This window comes from Streptomyces sp. NPDC060027 (assembly GCF_042737005.1).
In the GTDB taxonomy this organism is placed as follows: domain Bacteria; phylum Actinomycetota; class Actinomycetes; order Streptomycetales; family Streptomycetaceae; genus Streptomyces.
Genome location: NZ_JBHWVI010000104.1, coordinates 13518 through 29140, shown reverse-complemented (window position 1 = coordinate 29140; position 15623 = coordinate 13518). Strand labels below are relative to the sequence as shown.

The 15623-nt window shown below is 70.9% G+C and carries 13 protein-coding genes and 1 pseudogene; 9 read left to right on the top strand and 5 right to left on the bottom strand.

Annotated elements, in window-relative coordinates:
* Positions 1-140: 140 nt before the first annotated feature.
* Complete coding sequence (locus ACFWBT_RS24425) at positions 141-959, bottom strand: DUF1206 domain-containing protein (protein ID WP_385703894.1); 819 nt, start codon at positions 957-959, stop codon at positions 141-143.
* An 11-nt stretch (positions 960-970) separates the two neighbouring features.
* On the bottom strand, positions 971-1369 hold the full coding sequence (locus tag ACFWBT_RS24420) for a hypothetical protein (protein WP_266764452.1): 399 nt from the start codon (positions 1367-1369) through the stop codon (positions 971-973).
* A gap of 192 nt (positions 1370-1561) precedes the next feature.
* On the opposite strand from ACFWBT_RS24420, the gene ACFWBT_RS24415 reads away from it, so the two are divergent.
* From ACFWBT_RS24415 to ACFWBT_RS24390, 6 genes are all read left to right on the top strand, one after another.
* Positions 1562-2485 carry a MurR/RpiR family transcriptional regulator gene (locus ACFWBT_RS24415; protein ID WP_385703891.1) on the top strand — a complete coding sequence of 308 codons (924 nt, stop codon included), beginning with the start codon at positions 1562-1564 and terminating at the stop codon, positions 2483-2485.
* Positions 2486-2841: 356 nt separating this feature from the next.
* Positions 2842-3225: a hypothetical protein gene (locus ACFWBT_RS24410; protein ID WP_266764450.1), complete on the top strand. Its 384-nt coding sequence runs from the start codon at positions 2842-2844 to the stop codon at positions 3223-3225.
* Positions 3226-3275: 50 nt separating this feature from the next.
* On the top strand, positions 3276-4184 hold the full coding sequence (locus ACFWBT_RS24405; protein ID WP_385703889.1) for an MBL fold metallo-hydrolase: 909 nt from the start codon (positions 3276-3278) through the stop codon (positions 4182-4184).
* Positions 4185-4295: 111 nt separating this feature from the next.
* Positions 4296-4565 carry a DUF1232 domain-containing protein gene (locus ACFWBT_RS24400; protein WP_385703886.1) on the top strand — a complete coding sequence of 90 codons (270 nt, stop codon included), beginning with the start codon at positions 4296-4298 and terminating at the stop codon, positions 4563-4565.
* Positions 4566-4734: 169 nt separating this feature from the next.
* On the top strand, positions 4735-6213 hold the full coding sequence (locus ACFWBT_RS24395) for a CAP domain-containing protein (RefSeq protein WP_385703884.1): 1479 nt from the start codon (positions 4735-4737) through the stop codon (positions 6211-6213).
* A 194-nt stretch (positions 6214-6407) separates the two neighbouring features.
* Positions 6408-7667: a serine hydrolase domain-containing protein gene (locus tag ACFWBT_RS24390; protein WP_385703883.1), complete on the top strand. Its 1260-nt coding sequence runs from the start codon at positions 6408-6410 to the stop codon at positions 7665-7667.
* A 23-nt stretch (positions 7668-7690) separates the two neighbouring features.
* On the opposite strand, the gene ACFWBT_RS24385 is transcribed toward ACFWBT_RS24390, so the two are convergent.
* A complete protein-coding gene (locus ACFWBT_RS24385) occupies positions 7691-10036 on the bottom strand; it encodes a glycoside hydrolase family 65 protein (RefSeq protein WP_385703881.1) in 2346 nt (781 codons plus the stop codon).
* The gene (locus tag ACFWBT_RS24380) at positions 10033-10773 is read right to left on the bottom strand and encodes a beta-phosphoglucomutase family hydrolase (protein WP_385703879.1); all 741 of its coding nucleotides are present in this window, start codon (positions 10771-10773) and stop codon (positions 10033-10035) included. Before ACFWBT_RS24380 ends, ACFWBT_RS24385 begins: the two co-directional genes overlap by 4 nt.
* On the opposite strand from ACFWBT_RS24380, the gene ACFWBT_RS24375 reads away from it, so the two are divergent.
* The 3 genes from ACFWBT_RS24375 (at position 10712) to ACFWBT_RS24365 (ending at position 14069) form a co-directional block, all read left to right on the top strand.
* Positions 10712-11686: a nucleoside/nucleotide kinase family protein gene (locus ACFWBT_RS24375; protein WP_385703877.1), complete on the top strand. Its 975-nt coding sequence runs from the start codon at positions 10712-10714 to the stop codon at positions 11684-11686. The two genes, ACFWBT_RS24380 and ACFWBT_RS24375, sit on opposite strands and share 62 nt — an antisense overlap.
* 156 nt (positions 11687-11842) lie before the next feature.
* A complete protein-coding gene (locus ACFWBT_RS24370) occupies positions 11843-13354 on the top strand; it encodes a DUF4246 domain-containing protein (RefSeq protein ID WP_385703874.1) in 1512 nt (503 codons plus the stop codon).
* A 202-nt stretch (positions 13355-13556) separates the two neighbouring features.
* Positions 13557-14069, top strand: coding sequence for a hypothetical protein (locus ACFWBT_RS24365; RefSeq protein ID WP_385703872.1), 513 nt, complete (start codon positions 13557-13559; stop codon positions 14067-14069).
* Positions 14070-14661: 592 nt separating this feature from the next.
* On the opposite strand, the pseudogene ACFWBT_RS24360 reads toward ACFWBT_RS24365, so the two are convergent.
* Positions 14662-15582, bottom strand: a pseudogene (locus ACFWBT_RS24360) (ADP-ribosylglycohydrolase family protein); the annotation flags it as partial.
* Positions 15583-15623 lie beyond the last annotated feature (41 nt).

Genomic DNA, 15623 nt, shown 5'->3' with positions numbered 1-15623 from the left:
CCCCCGCCGCGCGCGCGGCGGGGGCACCTTTCGTGGCGGGCCGGACGGCCGGAGTCGGACAGCCGGTGTCGAACGGCCGAGGTTCGGACGGTCCGGGTTCGGACGGCCCGGGTCGACACGGTCGACGTGCCGGCGCAGCGTCACACCCTGCGCCACCGCGCCATCGCGAAGGAGAACAGTCCGAACAGGACCAGCCCCAGGGCGACGCAGACCAGCAGCCACGGACCCATCGGCGTTCCGGCGAAGGACCGCAGTGTGTCGTCCATCCCCTTGGCCTTGTCGGGTTCGTAGTCCACGGCGGCCCGGACCGCGAAGGCCCCCGCCGCGGCGAACACCGCGCCGCGGGCGGCCCCGCCGCCCACTCCCGCCGTGTCGACGGCCCGGCGGACCCGTCGCGACATCTCGCCGAGCTTCAGATGCTTGTGGTACTTGCGCATGACCGCCCGTACGGCGATCCAGACGCCCGCCACGACCAGCCCCACGCCGACGGCGCCGACGATCCACTGGCCACCGGGCATACCGAGCGCCTTGGCCGTGACATCGCGGGACTGCTTGTCGCTCGAACCGCTGCCGCGCGACCCTGCGGCGAAGGAGAGCACGGAGTAGGCGACGAACCCGTAGAAGACACAGCGCGCGGCCGCCATCAGGCGCTTGCCCACCGCGCCGCCGTCCTGCCCGGCGGCGCCGAACACCGCCTCGGACAGCCGCCACAGGGCCATGCCGACGAGCCCGGCGCCAAGGGCCCACAGAAGGGCGGCGCCGAACGGCTTCGAGGCGATCTCCTCAAGGGCGCCGCCCCGGTCCGCCTGCCGACCGCTGTCGCCGAAGGCGATGCGCAGGGCCAGCACGCCGACCAGGGCATAGATCACCCCTCGCGCGGCCAGCCCCGCCCGGGCCGCTCCTTCCCGCGCCGAGCCGGTGGCCGCGCGGCGGGCACCGATCTCTCCGTTGCGGGCCACCGACCCGGCGTTCACACGGACCGCGTTTCGTGTGCCGTGCTCGAATCCAGCCGCAGCTTCATCTGAACCTCCTGATCACCGGCCTCCGTGCCCAGCTCGTGCACGGTGAAGGCGGAACCGAGGGCCTCCCGCAGACGTTGCGTCGCGCGGGGGCCACCCTGCGCCTCCACAGTCGGTTGCCCCGAAAGTTCCTCGACAGGCCCGGCAGCACGCACCGGATCACCGGCCGTGTCGAACAGGGCGGTCCACACCGTCGGCCGGCCGCCCTCGGACTCGTGGGGCTCGTCCGCGCCCTCCCGGTCCGCGGTGAAGCGGCCGGACAGGACGGCGAGCACGCTGCGGGCATCGGCCGCGGAACAGTCGCCGAGCATCACATGAACCGTTGACGCGGGCAGTTGTTGCACGCTCATGAAAACCCTCTCCCTCGCGTCGGCGTACAGACACGCGCGCCCGCGAAACGAGCACGTCGTGATGCTGACGCGAGTACCCAGCGACCCCGCGCGAAACAAGGACCGCACACATTGCTTGCGCCGATACCCGCCCAGGTCAAAACGGTCCGTGAGCTATGTTGAGTTCTCGTGGGACATCAAGGAGGCGCACCGGTGCCATCGCCGCAGCAGGCACGCGCTCAGGCATCCGCGATCACCTCGGGAAAGACGGCTCCCGAGGCGGGCGTGGCACCCACGTCCCAGCTCAGGGAACTGTTCGACGGCCCCCGGCTCTCCCCGGGCCAGCGGCGCATCGCCCAGTACCTGATCGAGCACATCACCGAGGCGGCGTTCCTGTCGATCACCGACCTCGCCGAGCGGGTGGGCGTGAGCCAGCCCTCCGTGACCCGCTTCGCGGCGGCCGTGGGGTTCAGCGGTTACCCCGCGCTGCGCGAGAGTCTCCAGGCGATCGCGCTCAGCACCCTGGGCAGCGCACCGGGAACCCCGGCCGAGGTCACGAGCAACGAACTCCAGGCGGCGGTGGACGCCGAGATCGAGAACCTGGAGAACCTGCGGCGGGACTTCGCCGATCCCGACGCGGTCATCCGGGTCGGCCGGGCCCTGTCGAAGTCGGCCCCGCTGACGGTCCTGGGCCTGCGGATCTCCGTCTCGCTGGCCGAGTACTTCGCGTACGCCGCCCGCCGTATCCACCCGGACGTCCGGCTGGTGACCCGCGGCGGCTCGGTCGCCTACGACGCGCTGCTCCAGTCGCGCGAGGCGGGGGGCACCTGGGTCCTGGCCTTCGGGATGCCCCGGCACGCCCAGGAGACGCTCACGGCCATGCGGGTCGCGCGCAGCGCGGGTCTCCAGGTGGCCCTGATCACCGACCTCGGACTCGGCCCGCTGGCCGACGAGGCGGACGTCACCTTCGCCACCGGCACCGGTTCCCGCCTCGTCTTCGACTCCTACGCGGCGCCCGTGGTGCTGTCGGCGGCGCTGCTCCAGGCCATGACCGACGCCGATCCGGAGCGCACCCAGGCGCGCCTGGAGGAGTACGAGCAGGTCGCCGAGCAGCACCAGTTCTTCCTGAAGGACTGACCCCGGCACCGCCCCGCGGACGGGGCTCGCGGCGGCCCCGGGCCGGCTCGCCGCACCGACAGAAAGCCCTCTCACGTACCGGCTGTCACCACGGCATCACGGGATCATTCGTATCAAAGCACGCATGAATGTTTTCATGTCCTTGCGCATCCGGCGGTATATATAAATACTTCTTTCGGATCGCGACCCGGAGGCCTCCAGGTCACGACCCATGACCACCCGGGGCCGTCCGCTCCTACCCGCATCGGGTCCCGGGTGATCGAGCGGGTCTCGCCTGCGAGACCCGTGGTGGCGGCCCCGGTCATCCCCTATGCCGGGGCCGCCCCAGAGTCCCCCGCCGACGTAACCCGGAAGCGATGAACATGGCCCTGACGTATTCACCGATCGCCTCTGACTGGCCGTGCCAGGTCAAGACCCCCGGCAGCTTCGACTGGGAGCGATCGGCGGTGAAATGGCTGCGCGAGCTGGTGCCGAGCCGCTACGCGAGCTACCCCGTCCTGCACAAGCACCCCGTCCTGCTCGCCCGCCACGCGCACCTGCAGGTGCAGCAGGAGATACGCGTCGCCCGCACGGCACTGCAGACCGCCCGCTCCGAGCTGCCCGGCCTCGGCCTGCACGAGGGGGTCATCGAGCACACCATCAAGCTGTACGCCGCCGAGCTCATGCAGCTCCAGCACATCGCCCGGAGCATCCGCACGGTGTCCCAGGCGCTGGTGGACCACGCGCACCCGCGAAACTGAGGTCCCGGGCCCTGCCGTGGTCCGGCAGGACCGAGTCCCAGGGAGACAGCGTGGACACTCCGAGGCAGCAGACCGACGGTGCCCGTGGAAGCGACGATCGCGCACCTGCCGCACCTCTCGACGTGCGGTGGATCCACGGTTCACTCTCGGCCAAGCACAACACGGATCCCGACATCCAGGTCCACGCCTACGACGAGCACACGGTGATCCTTCGCCAGAACATGGCGATCGACTACGAAGCGCCCTTCATGTTCCTGCTGTTCGGCACGGAACGGGCCGTCCTGATCGACACGGGCGCCACGGCCTCCGCCGAGCACTTCCCGCTCCGGCGCGTCGTCGACGAGCTGATGGAGTCGTGGTCGGCCGCGCATCCCCGGGCCGACTACGGGCTGCTGGTGCTGCACACCCATCCGCACGGCGACCACATCGCGGGGGACGGCCAGTTCACCGGCCGCCCCGGCACCGAGGTCGTGGACGCGGCCCTGGACAGCGCCTGGGACTTCTTCGGGTTCCATGACGATCCCGACGCGGTCGCCCGGGTCGATCTCGGCGGCCGGGTGCTGGAATGTCTGGCCACGCCGGGGCACCACCAGGCCGCGGTGACGTACTTCGACCCCTGGACCGGGCTCCTGCTCACGGGTGACACGGTCTATCCCGGGCGCCTGTACGTCGAGGACTGGCCGGCCTTCACCCGCACCATCGACCGCCTGATCGACTTCTGCGGGCGCCGCCCCGTCACGCACGTACTCGGCTGCCACATCGAGATGACCCGGGAACCGGGGCGGGACTACCCCGTACGCACCACCTATCAGCCCGACGAGCCGCCCCTCCAGATGACGACGGATCAACTGCTGGACATCCGCCGGGCGACCGAGTCCGCCGGCCTGCGACCCGGTCGGCACGTCTTCGACGACTTCATCATCTGCCGCCGCGACACACCCGGGGCGGCCCGGTCCTGACGCCTCCGTTCCCTGCACGCGCGCACGGATGGCCGTATCCGGGGCGATAGCCGGGGCACGAGCGGGCACACGGAAGGAGGTAGCAACCCGACGAGAGCCCTGGAGGGACGCATGGATTCGATCTCATGGAACGTGATCCTCGTCGTCGCGGTCCTGGGCGCCGTCGCGCTCGGCGTGGCGCTCGTACTGCTGCTCCGACTCGTGCGCACCCGCCGTGACCTGCGGCGGGCCGGACTGCCGACCGGATCCCGCTGGGTGTTCTGGGGCGCCGTCGCCTATCTGGTGCTGCCGACGGACCTGCTCCCCGACCCCGTCTACCTGGACGACATCGGCGTCATGCTGCTCGCCCTGCGCTCGCTGCGCGCCGCCCAGCCCCGGTAGCCACCGCGCGCTCCGCGCCGCGCTCCGGCAGCCCGCACACCCTGCCGCCCGCGCCGGTCCGCGGCCGGTCCGGGAACCCTGGGGCGCGGGCGGTCCGTTGACCGTCCGACGGCCCGTGCTGTACGCCACGGCACGGCCCGCACGGATCACCACACCGACGGGCGGTGGCATGAGCGAGCTGGTTCCCGGGGGCAACACACCCCTGCCGGACGGCGTCCTGACCCTCAGGGTGCCGGGTCCCTTCGACGTGTCCGCGCTGATCACCGACGACGGCGGCAAGGTGCGCGGCGACGGCGACTTCGTGTTCTACAACCAGCCGGCAGCGCCCGGCGCCCGCCTCGACGGCGACCGCCTCACCATCGATCCGGCGCGGCTGAGGCCCGGAGCCGCCCGCGTCACCGTCGTCGTCAGCCCCGCCGACCCCGGGACACCCCTGGGCCGGCTGCCCTCCCCCACCGTGCAGGTCACCTCGTCGGACGGCCGCGTGCTCGCCCGGTTCACCCCGCCCCGGCCACAGCGGGAGACGGTGCTGCTCCTCGCCGAGCTGTACCGGCGCGGCACGGCCTGGAAACTGCGTGCGCTCGGACAGGGGTACGCGGACGGACTGGCGGGTGTCGCGCGGGATTTCGGGGTCGATGTCACCGAGGACACCACACCCCCGGGTGCGACGCCGGGCGCGGTGCGGGGAGCGGCGCGGGGAGCGGCGCCGGCCGGCCGGTCCATGACGACGCCGGGTGCGGGACGGCTCACCGCACCGGGCGCAGGGCACGTCGTGACGGCGAGGGGCGGACCGGTGAGGTCGCCGGGTGGCGGACCGGTGGGGTCGTCGGTGCCGGGTGGAGGACGGACGGGGTCGCCGGGTGGAGGTTCTGACCCCGAGGGATTCCTGGGTCCGGTGAATTCCGCGCGCGCCGCCGCCGGTTCCCCGCCCGTCCGTCTCGACGCCCGGCTGACGACCGCGGCCCGGGAGCACGCCCGCGCCATGGCGGCCCGCGGTCTGCTCAGCTCGGAGAGCCCGGACGGCACGTCCGTCTACCAGCGCGTCACCTCCACCGGCTACGCCTATCTGACCATCGGCGAGCATCTGGTCTCCGGCCCGCGCACCCCGCGCGAGTTCGTCGAGTACTGCCTCTCCGCCGAGCGGTCCCGGCGCACGTTGTGCGATCCCGCGTTCGACCAGGCGGGGCTGGCGTCCGTCCCCGACCCCCACTCGGGCGACCTGTACTGGACGGCGCTGTGGGCCCGGCCGTTCAGCCCGGCGGGCCTGGAACGGACGGCGCACGAGGTCATCACCCTCACCAACGCCGAACGCGCCGCGGCGGGCCTGCCGCCCCTCTCCGCCGACACCCCGCTCACCACCGCCGCGCAGGCCCACAGCGCCGACATGGTGGCCCGCGACTTCTACGCCCACACCTCCCCTGAAGGAGGCCGGCCCTGGGACCGGGCCGCCGCCGCGGGCTGCACCCGCCGCACCATCGGCGAGAACATCGCCTGCGGGCAGCGCTCCCCCGCCGAGGTGGTCCAGGGCTGGATGAACAGTCCCGGCCATCGCGCCAACATCCTCAAGCGGGACTTCACCCACATCGGGATCGGACTCGCCGGCGGCGGCCGGGCGGGCACGTACTGGACGCAGCTCTTCGGAGGCTGACCCACCGTCACCCCCGCCCGGTCGCGGCGCCTTTCCGCCAATTCGCCGATTCCTCTTCACCGTTTCCGTTGCATCCCCGTGCAATGCAACCCGTGCGCCCTTCCAGCGCGTACAGATGGAGCCGGCGTCCGCATCCGCGGCGCGGTTCGAGCCGGGAAGTCCGACCGGCGGAAGGCACTCGGGAGAAGAGTCAGATGGTCTCAGGAACGGTGGGCACGGGCACAGCGCTGGGTGCGGTCGTGGTGTCCCTGCTGGCAGCCCCGGCACAGGCCGCGACGACGTCGGCGGGCCCCGGCGGGGACGGCACCGAACAGGTCGCGACGGCCGCCGCCGCGGCGCCCGACGACGCGGGCCTGCGCGCGATCCTGCGTACGGCGCGCACGCAGGGAGCGCCCGGCGCGATGGCGAGAATCGACGACAACGGCACGGTCCACCGGCTGGTCGAGGGCGTCGCCGACCGCGCCACCGGACGGACCATCAGCACCAACGACCGGTTCCGCGTCGGCAGCATCACCAAGACCTTCTCCGCCGTGGTGCTGCTCCAGCTGGTCGACGAGGGCAAGCTGAAGCTCGACAAGTCGGTGAACAGCTATCTGCCGGGCCTGCTCCCCGACAACGGGATCACCGTGCGGCACGTCCTGAACCACAAGAGTGGTCTGTACGACTACACCAACGACCTGTTCGCCCGGACGGTCCCCGGCTTCGAAGCCGTCCGCAACAAGGTGTTCAGCTACCGGGACCTGGTGAAGCTGTCGCTGGCGAAGCCGCGCACCAACGCGCCGGGCGCCGCCTACTCGTACTCGAACACCAACTTCGTCGTCGCCGGCATGCTGATCGAGAAGCTCACCGGACACGGTGTCGCCACCGAGTACCAGAAGCGCGTCTTCACTCCGCTGAACCTCACCGAGACCTTCTACGTCCATCCCGGCACCTCGATCCCGGGCCGCCACGTCAACGGCTATCTCCGGCCCGACGCGGCGGGAGCGGCGCTGGTGAACTCCACCAAGCAGACCGCCTCCTGGGCACAGAGCGCGGGCGCCATCATCTCCACGCCGCACGACCTGGACACCTTCCTCTCCGCGCTGCTGCGCGGCAAGCTCATGTCCGCCGCCCAGCTCACCCAGATGAAGAAGTGGACGCAGGTCAACAGCACCACGTCCTACGGCCTCGGGCTGCGCCGCCGCACCCTGTCGTGCGGGATCTCCGTGTACGGACACACCGGCACCGTGCAGGGCTACTACTCGTACGCGTTCACCACGAAGGACGGCAAGCGCAGCCTCACCGCGCTGGCCAACACCTCCAACAACACCACGGTGCTCAACACCATGTACCGCACCCTGGAGCCCGCGTTCTGCGGCAGGCCCGCGACCAAGGCCGCCATCCGGGCCGCCACGACCGGAGTGGCGCCCGTGGAGCGGCACGAGGACATCGCGCCCGGCCTGGTCCGGGACTGACGCCGCGGCACCCCCGCTGCGCCTCAGCCCCGAGGGTTCGGCCGCCGGTGCGGCGGCTGGTCCGGGGCGGGGCGCAGCCTCGGCGCCGGGATCGGCAGGCTGCGGGGCTTGTCGGCGTCGACGGTGAAGGGTTCGCGGTAGTGGTGGATCTCCAGGGGATCACCGGTCGCGAGCGTGTACGTGGCGACGCCGTGCTCGATCTCCACGCGCAGCCGCCGGCCGAGGAGTTCCAGGGAGAAGGCGAGACGGTTGAACCGTTCGGGCAGCCGGGGCGCGAACGCCAGGGTGTCGCCGTGGTGCCGCAGACCGCCGAACCCCGCGACCAGGGCCATCCAGGTCCCGGCGAGCGAGGCGATGTGCAGGCCGTCGCGGGTGTTGTGCTCCAGGTCCTCCAGATCCATCAGCGCGGCCTCCACCAAGTAGTCGTAGGCGAGGCCCGGATGACCGGTCTCGGCGGCGATCACGGCCTGGCAGCAGGCCGACAGGGAGGAGTCCCGGACGGTGAGGGGTTCGTAGTAGGCGAAGTTGCGGGCCTTGTGCTCCTCGTCGAAGAAGGGGCTGCACTTGTACATGGCGAGCACGAGGTCGGCCTGCTTGACGACCTGTTTGCGGTAGATGTCGAAGTAGGGGAAGTGCAGCATCAGCGGGTACTGGTCGGGGCGGGTGGTGGCGAAGTCCCAGCGCTGGTAGCGGGTGAATCCGGCGTGCTGCTCGTGGACGCCGAGTTCGTGGTTGTACGGGATGTGCATGGCGTCGGCGGCGTCGCGCCATGCCGCGCTCTCCTCCTCGTCGACGCCGAGTTCCGCGGCCCGCCGGGGGTGCCGCTCCACGATGTCCGCGGCGGCCACGAGGTTGGCGCGGGCCATCAGATTGGTGTACGTGTTGTCGTCGGCGACGGCGCTGTACTCGTCGGGACCCGTCACCCCGTCGATGTGGAACTTCCCCTGGTGGTCGTGGTGCCCGAGCGAGCGCCACAGCCGTGCCGTCTCGGTCAGCAGCTCGACGCCGGTGTCGCGTTCGAAGCGCTGGTCGCCGGTGGCGGCGGTGTAGCGGATGACGGCGTCGGCGATGTCGGCGTTCACATGGAACGCGGCGGTGCCGGCCGGCCAGTACGCCGAGCCCTCCGAGCCCGCTATCGTCCGCCACGGGAACGCGGCTCCCCGCAGGCCGAGTTGGGCCGCCCGTTCGCGTGCCGCCGGGAGGGTGTTCTGGCGCCAGCGCAGCGCCTCGGCGACGGCGCCGGGCGAGGTGTAGGTGAGCAGCGGCAGGACGAAGGTCTCGGTGTCCCAGAAGGCGTGGCCGTCGTATCCGGAGCCGGTCAGGCCCTTCGCGGGGATGGCGCGCTGTTCCGCCCGGGCTCCGGCCTGCAGGACGTGGAACAGGGCGAAGCGGACCGCCTGCTGGATCTCCTCGTCGCCTCCCACCTCGACGTCGGCGCGTGCCCAGAAGTCGTCGAGATAGGTGCGTTGTGCGTCGACGAGATGCTGCCAGCCGCCGTGTTGGGCGGCGGCGAGCGCCGCGTCGACCTGGTCGCTGAGCGCGGGCAGGGAACGGTTGCCCGACCAGCCGTAGGAGACGAGTTTCTCCAGCCGCAGGGTCTGGCCCGGCTCCAGCACGGAGGACACCGTGAGGCGGGCGACGTCGGCGCTGCTCTCGCTGGTCATGGTGGTCCGGTCGGGTCCCCTGACCGCGTGGTCGGCGGCCGCGGCGACCCGCAGCCCGCTGTTCCGGGTGCGGTGCACCAGCCGCAGCCGACGGCCCGACGCGAAGTGCTCCTCCGCCTCCAGCGGCGACTCGAGGGCGATCGCCGCCCGGGGATCGGCGCTGCGGCCGGGCAGTTGCTCGTTGGCCACCAGCTCCGACTGGACGACCACCCGGGTGCGGCTGTCGACGGGCTCCACCTCGTAGGCGACGGCGGCGATCGCCCGCTGGGTGAAGGAGACGAGCCGGGTGGAGCGCACCCGGACCGTGGAGCCGGCCGGTGAGGTCCACTCGCAGGTGCGGGTGAGCAGCCCGGTGCGCAGGTCGAGGACGCGCTGGTGGGAACGCAGCCGGCCGTAGCGCAGGTCGAACGGCTCGTCGTCCACCAGCAGTCGGACGATCTTGCCGTTGGTGACGTTGATGACCGTCTGCCCGGACTCCGGATAGCCGTAGCCCGCCTCCGCGTAGGGCAGCGGATGCGTTTCGTGGACGCCGCCCAGATAGGAGCCGGGCAGCCCGTGGGGTTCGCCCTCGTCGAGGTTGCCGCGCCAGCCGACATGGCCGTTGGCGAGGGCGAACACGGACTCGCTCTGCGGCAGCAGTCCGAGGTGCAGTTCGCTCTCGCGCAGGGTCCAGGGGTCGACACCGTACGACGAGTGGGTGATCACGCGTGCTCCCCCAGTTCGGCCAGATCCCGTACGACGATGTCGGCGCCGTGGGCGCGCAGCGCGGCGCCCTGTCCGACGCGGTCCACGCCGACGACGTACCCGAAGTGGCCCGAGCGGCCCGCGTCCATGCCGGCCAGCGCGTCCTCGAAGACGGCAGCCCCGGACGGATCGACGCCCAGGTCCTTCGCCGCGGCCAGGAAGGTGTCGGGGCGCGGCTTGCCCGGCAGCCGTCGTTCGGTGGCGACGACGCCGTCGACACGTACGTCGAACAGGGACTCCGCTCCCACCGAGCGCAGGATGTCCCGGCAGTTGGCGCTGGAGGAGACGACCGCGGTCCGCAGGCCGTGCGCGCGGACGGCCTCGATGTAGCGCAGCGTGCCGTCGTAGGCCTCGACCCCGTCCGTGCGGATCATGTCGAGGAGCAGCTCGTTCTTGCGGTTGCCCAGACCGTGGACGGTGGTGCGGTCCGGTGGGTCGTCGGGTGTTCCTTCGGGCAGTTCGATGCCGCGCGAGGCGAGGAAGGAGCGGACGCCGTCGGCGCGCGGCAGCCCGTCCACGTACTCGGCGTAGTCGTCGCCGTCGTCGAAGGGACGGAATCCGTCGCCGTCGCGTCCGCGCAGGAAGTCGTCGAACGTCCGCTTCCAGGCGGCCGCGTGGACCACGGCGGTCTTGGTGATGACCCCGTCGAGGTCGAAGAGGCAGGCCAGTATCTGTTTCGGCAGGCCGAGCTCAGTCATACGTGCAGTGTTCCCCCGGGATCCGCTTCCAGCGGGTGGCGAGCGCCACATCGGGCGTCGCCCGTCGATGCCCCGTCCGGCGCGGGACTTCCCTCGCGGCCCCCGTCGCCGATACTGGTGGCATGGAAATGGCTGCCCTCATGCCCCTGTCCGGGCTCGTACGACCGAGGCGTGCATGACCTTCGACGACCTGGTGGAGCGGGCCGCCTCGCTCGTACGACCCGGGCGGCGCGCGCTTCTCGGAATCGCCGGCGCCCCCGGCGCGGGCAAGACGACACTCGCCGAGCGTCTGGTGCGGCGGCTGGACGAGGACGGGCCGTTCCGTGTCGCTCACGTGCCGATGGACGGGTTCCATCTCGCGGATGCCGAGCTCGACCGGCTGGGGCGCCGTGACCGGAAGGGGGCTCCGGACACCTTCGACGCGGCGGGGTACGCGGCGCTGCTGCGCAGACTTCGCGAGGACGACGAGGATCTCGTCTACGCGCCCGGCTTCGAGCGGGTCCTCGAACAGCCCCTGGCGGGTGCCCTCCCGGTTCCCCGGGCCGCACGTCTGATCGTCACCGAGGGGAACTACCTGCTGCTGCGGGACCCCGCCTGGGCGCGGGCCCGCGCCCAGCTCGACGAGGTGTGGTTCTGCGAACTGGACGAGGCCCAGCGCATCCGGCGGCTGGTCGCACGTCACGAGGAGTTCGGCAAGGACCACGACACGGCGGTGGCGTGGGTGCTCGGGGCGGATCAGCGCAACGCCGATCTGGTCGCCGCGACACGGGACCGCGCCGACCTGGTCGTCGGGACCGCGGTCACCGGGACGGAGACCGCTCAGGAGATCACCGGGCACGAGGTCACCGGGGCCGGATCTCCAGCTCGGGCTCCCCGTGGGGATCGTCGGCGGGGTCGCCGTTCCGCGCGGTGAACGCCTCGGTGCGGATATCTGTGACGGTGTGACCGGACATGACGCGACTACGTCGAAGCCTTGGCTCCCGGACCAGCGACGACAGGGACCACGGCGGTGTCAGTCCGCTGAAGTATTCTTCCCGCCACCGCACACCGACTGGGAGGATCGAGAGAATTGACTGACCTGCCCGCTTTCCCACTGCCCTTTCATGCTTCCCGTTCCATATCGTTCGCGACACCGCGAACGCTGCGGGAACTTCAGATGGTGCAGTGCAGCGCACACATTCGGGCGAAGCCGGCGTGGTTCGACAAGATGAACGACGCCGAAGTCGTGGCCCGGTGGATGCAGGAGGCGGTCGCCCAGGGCCTCACCGAAGCGCAGGTTCGCTACGTACTTGCCGAACTCGTGCATTACGCCGCGCTGCGGGACGGACGAACCGGCGTCGAGGTGTCCGCCGTCGACGGGGTGTGGCAGTCGGACACCCTGGTCGACGACAAGCTCAGATCCCGGCTGCGCGAGGCGGTTCAGGTTCTGGAACAGGTGGCCGAAGCAGAGCAGGACTGGCATCCCGGATCCGACGGCCAGGTACTGGATCTGGTTCATCCGTCACTGTTCTGCCTGGTGAGAGGGGTGAGCGGCGGGCCCGAGCGGGCATGGCAGAACCCGACGAACCGCTACTCGAAGTACGAATTCTCGGAGAAATTCCAGTGGCTCCCCACGGACGTCGACGTCAGTGACGACGGCGATGTCACCTTCCGTTCGTACGTCAACAACGTCCACCCCGAGACTCATCGCGAACTGGCCTCCGTCCTGCCGGACTTGTTCGCACGCCTGCGCCCGCTGCTGGAGAACGTGCTCACCGATCTGCGCCGTCCGCGGCCCCTGCGGATCGAGGCCGATCCTTACGGGTGGTACGAGTCGCGGGAGCCGGAGTATCCGGACAAATCCTCCTACAGTGATGACGAGGCCTACGCAGAAGCCCTCCGTGCATGGGAAGAAGCCCATGACAACTGGTGGGAAACCCGCCGCCCGACCATCCCGGACGCCCCCGTCTTCACCCCGCCCGAGTTGCCTGATGAATCCGCCCGAGTCGACCTGCGCGGCCGCCGTCTCCAGGTCATCGTCAAGCTCGCCACCATTCATCTCACCCCGGACAAGCCCGAGTACCCGGGCGGTTCCTGGCATGTCGAGGGGATGTTGAACGAACGGATCGTCTCGACCGGCATCTACTACTGGGACAACGAGAACATCACCGAAAGCCGGCTGAGTTTCCGGGCTGCACTCGACGACCCGAACTACGAACAGAACGACGACAACGGCCTGCGTGAGGTCTACGGCCTGGAGAACGAAGACGCACTGAACCAGGTGCTGGGATCGGCATCGACCCCAGCAGGTCGCTGCCTGGCGTTCCCGAACACCCTTCAACACCGCGTCGGCTCATTCCGCCTCACGAACCCCACTCGCACGGGACATCGCAAAATTCTCGCGTTCTTCCTGGTCGACCCGTCGGAAAGGATCGTCTCGACATCCGATGTGGCACCACAACAACCATGGTCGGACACCTCGACCATGACGCTTGAACAGGCCAAGAGCCACCGCGAACAACTCATGCAGGAACGCAAGTTCTTCGTCGACGAACACAACGAGCAGCTCTACGAACGAGAATTCTCCCTCTGCGAGCACTGAACCTCACGTACAACCGACGCCGCGGGAAACGATCGTGGCCCTCCTCTGACACCGGCCGAGGAGACACGTGATCAGCAGGACGGCCCCTGACCGACCGCGGTCTGCGGTCCGCACGACGGGCGCCCGCCGCCGGGGCGGTCTTGCCCGCAGGCTCTTGGCGCCGGAGCATGGGGGCGGGTCGGCTGCCGAGGGGGGTGCGTGCTTGACCGCATCGGTCATCACCGGCCTGGTGGCACTGGTCGGCGTCGCGCTCGGAGGCTGGCTCTCCCTGCGCAACCAGGACCGGGCATGGCAGCGGGAGCACCAGCGCCAGTGGCGCGACATCCGCCTCACCGTGTGCAACGACTTCCTGGCCGCCAACCGGCGGTACGTCGCCTACGTCCTCGACCCCCGCGCGTCCATCACGGCGCTTCCGCATCCGCGCGAACCGGGTCACCTGATGCCGTTCTTCGACGAGACGGGCAGGCCGTACAAGGAGGCGCTGGAGGCAGGCTTCACCGCCATGCGACTCGTCACGGAGCGTCCGGAGACCGTGCGGTGCGGAGTGATCCTCGTCAACTCCTCACGCAGGGTGGCCGCCGCGCGCGCGACGCTGTCCGAGGCCGACATCCCGTCGGAGGCGTTCGAGAATCTGTGGAGAGCGGAGCAGGACTTCATCAACGCCGTCCGCAGCGAACTCGGCCTCGTCACGATGCCGCGCTCGCCTTCAGCGTGAGGGCGGGCGACCCGCGTGGCAGCGCTCCTCGCCCATGGCCCGCGACCGCCACTGACCGGACTCGTGACCGACGCGGGCTTGGCTAGTGCCGCGGCAGGCAACGTTTGCGCGACGGGGCGAACGTTGCCTGTCGCGGCACTAGGTCCGTTCGTCGGGCACGGGTTCGGACATGGGCTCTGCCCGGACCAACTCCTCGTACCGCTGCCACAGTTCGGCGGGTGTCGTCCATGGACCAGCCGCGTAGGAAGAGTTCCAGGAAGGCGCTCTCCGTCTCGTCGCCTCGGCGGCGGTAGCGCTCCGGGTCCGATTCGACCAGCGCGGCCACCGGCCGCGCGCCGGCCGGTCCCTCCGCCACGGTCAGCCGGTAGATGCCGCGACCGGTCCAACTGCTGTGCAGAGTGAGCTGGTCGCCCTCCAGGTACACGTCCCACTTCTCGTCCATGCTCTGCGACCGGATGCCGTGCCGGATGCGCTGCCACTGCCCCGCGGTCCACTCCAGGTCCGGGACCGGCACGGGTTCGGGGCGATGCAGCGGCGTCACGTCGTGGCCGAGCCCGGCGCGACCGAGGTCCTCACCGAGTCTGTCCTGCGCCACCCACTCGGGGAGCGCCTCGCACGCGGTCCGCCACGCGGCGGGGATGCCCGCCGTGCCGACCCGCGAGGCGACGATCCCTCCGACGATCGCACAGGTGGTGTCCACGTCCCCGCCGACCGACGCGCACGCCCACAGCGCCTCCTCGAAGTCCTCCAGGTGCCGGGCCGCGCACCACAGGGCGAACGGTACGGTGTCCACCGCGCTCACCTGCCGTCCGTTGCCCAACCGGTGTGCCGCGTACTCGGCGTGCGGTTGTCCCAGCAGCCGGCGTGCCTCGGCCACGCCCGAGCGCACCCGTCCCCGAGGGGTCAGTTCCTCCACCGCGGCGAGCAACTGGGCTCCGGTCACCGGCCGTACGGTGCCGCGCGCCGCGTACGCGGCCGCCACCGCTACGGCGACGGCCCCGGCCACCGCCTCCGGATGGGTGTGCGTCACCCGGGCCGACCGACCGGCCTGGGCGGCCGCCTCGGCCGGATCCACGGCGAACCAGGCTCCCAGGGGCGCCACGCGCATCGCGGCCCCGTTGCCCCACGACCCCTGGCCGTCGAACAGCCCCGCGGCCAGCTCCGCCCAGCGTCCGCCCTCGCGGACCAGGCGCAGCAGCCTGTTCATCGCGGGACCGTAGCCGCGGTCGAAGTCGTGCCTGCGGGCGAAGCCCCGCGCCAGGTCGTACTGGTCCACGGCACCGCGGCTGCGCAGTACGCCGAAGACCGAGCAGGCCATCTCGGTGTCGTCCGTCCACGGCCACTCGGCGGGCGGCAACCGGCGCTCCCGGAGGCACGGAAGATTGTCGGGTACGAAGAACTGGGCGCCGAAGGCGTCACCGACCGCCAGGCCGCGGAGGGCGTCGCGAGCGGCCGAACGGTGGTCGAAGGAACGGAAGTCGAAGAGGTCGGAGGAAGGGAGTTGAGTGGGCATCGCCTCCATCGTGCCAACCCCGCCCCCACATCGCCACGGCA

Excerpts from the sequence above, each read along its gene's own strand:
- ACFWBT_RS24400 (WP_385703886.1), top strand. The coding sequence starts at position 4,296 with ATGGATTCGATCTCATGGAACGTGATCCTCGTCGTCGCGGTCCTGGGC.
- ACFWBT_RS24390 (WP_385703883.1), top strand. The coding sequence starts at position 6,408 with ATGGTCTCAGGAACGGTGGGCACGGGCACAGCGCTGGGTGCGGTCGTG.
- ACFWBT_RS24375 (WP_385703877.1), top strand. The coding sequence starts at position 10,712 with ATGACCCCGTCGAGGTCGAAGAGGCAGGCCAGTATCTGTTTCGGCAGG.
- ACFWBT_RS24380 (WP_385703879.1), bottom strand. The coding sequence starts at position 10,773 with ATGACTGAGCTCGGCCTGCCGAAACAGATACTGGCCTGCCTCTTCGAC.
- ACFWBT_RS24395 (WP_385703884.1), top strand. The coding sequence starts at position 4,735 with ATGAGCGAGCTGGTTCCCGGGGGCAACACACCCCTGCCGGACGGCGTC.
- ACFWBT_RS24410 (WP_266764450.1), top strand. The coding sequence starts at position 2,842 with ATGAACATGGCCCTGACGTATTCACCGATCGCCTCTGACTGGCCGTGC.
- ACFWBT_RS24420 (WP_266764452.1), bottom strand. The coding sequence starts at position 1,369 with ATGAGCGTGCAACAACTGCCCGCGTCAACGGTTCATGTGATGCTCGGC.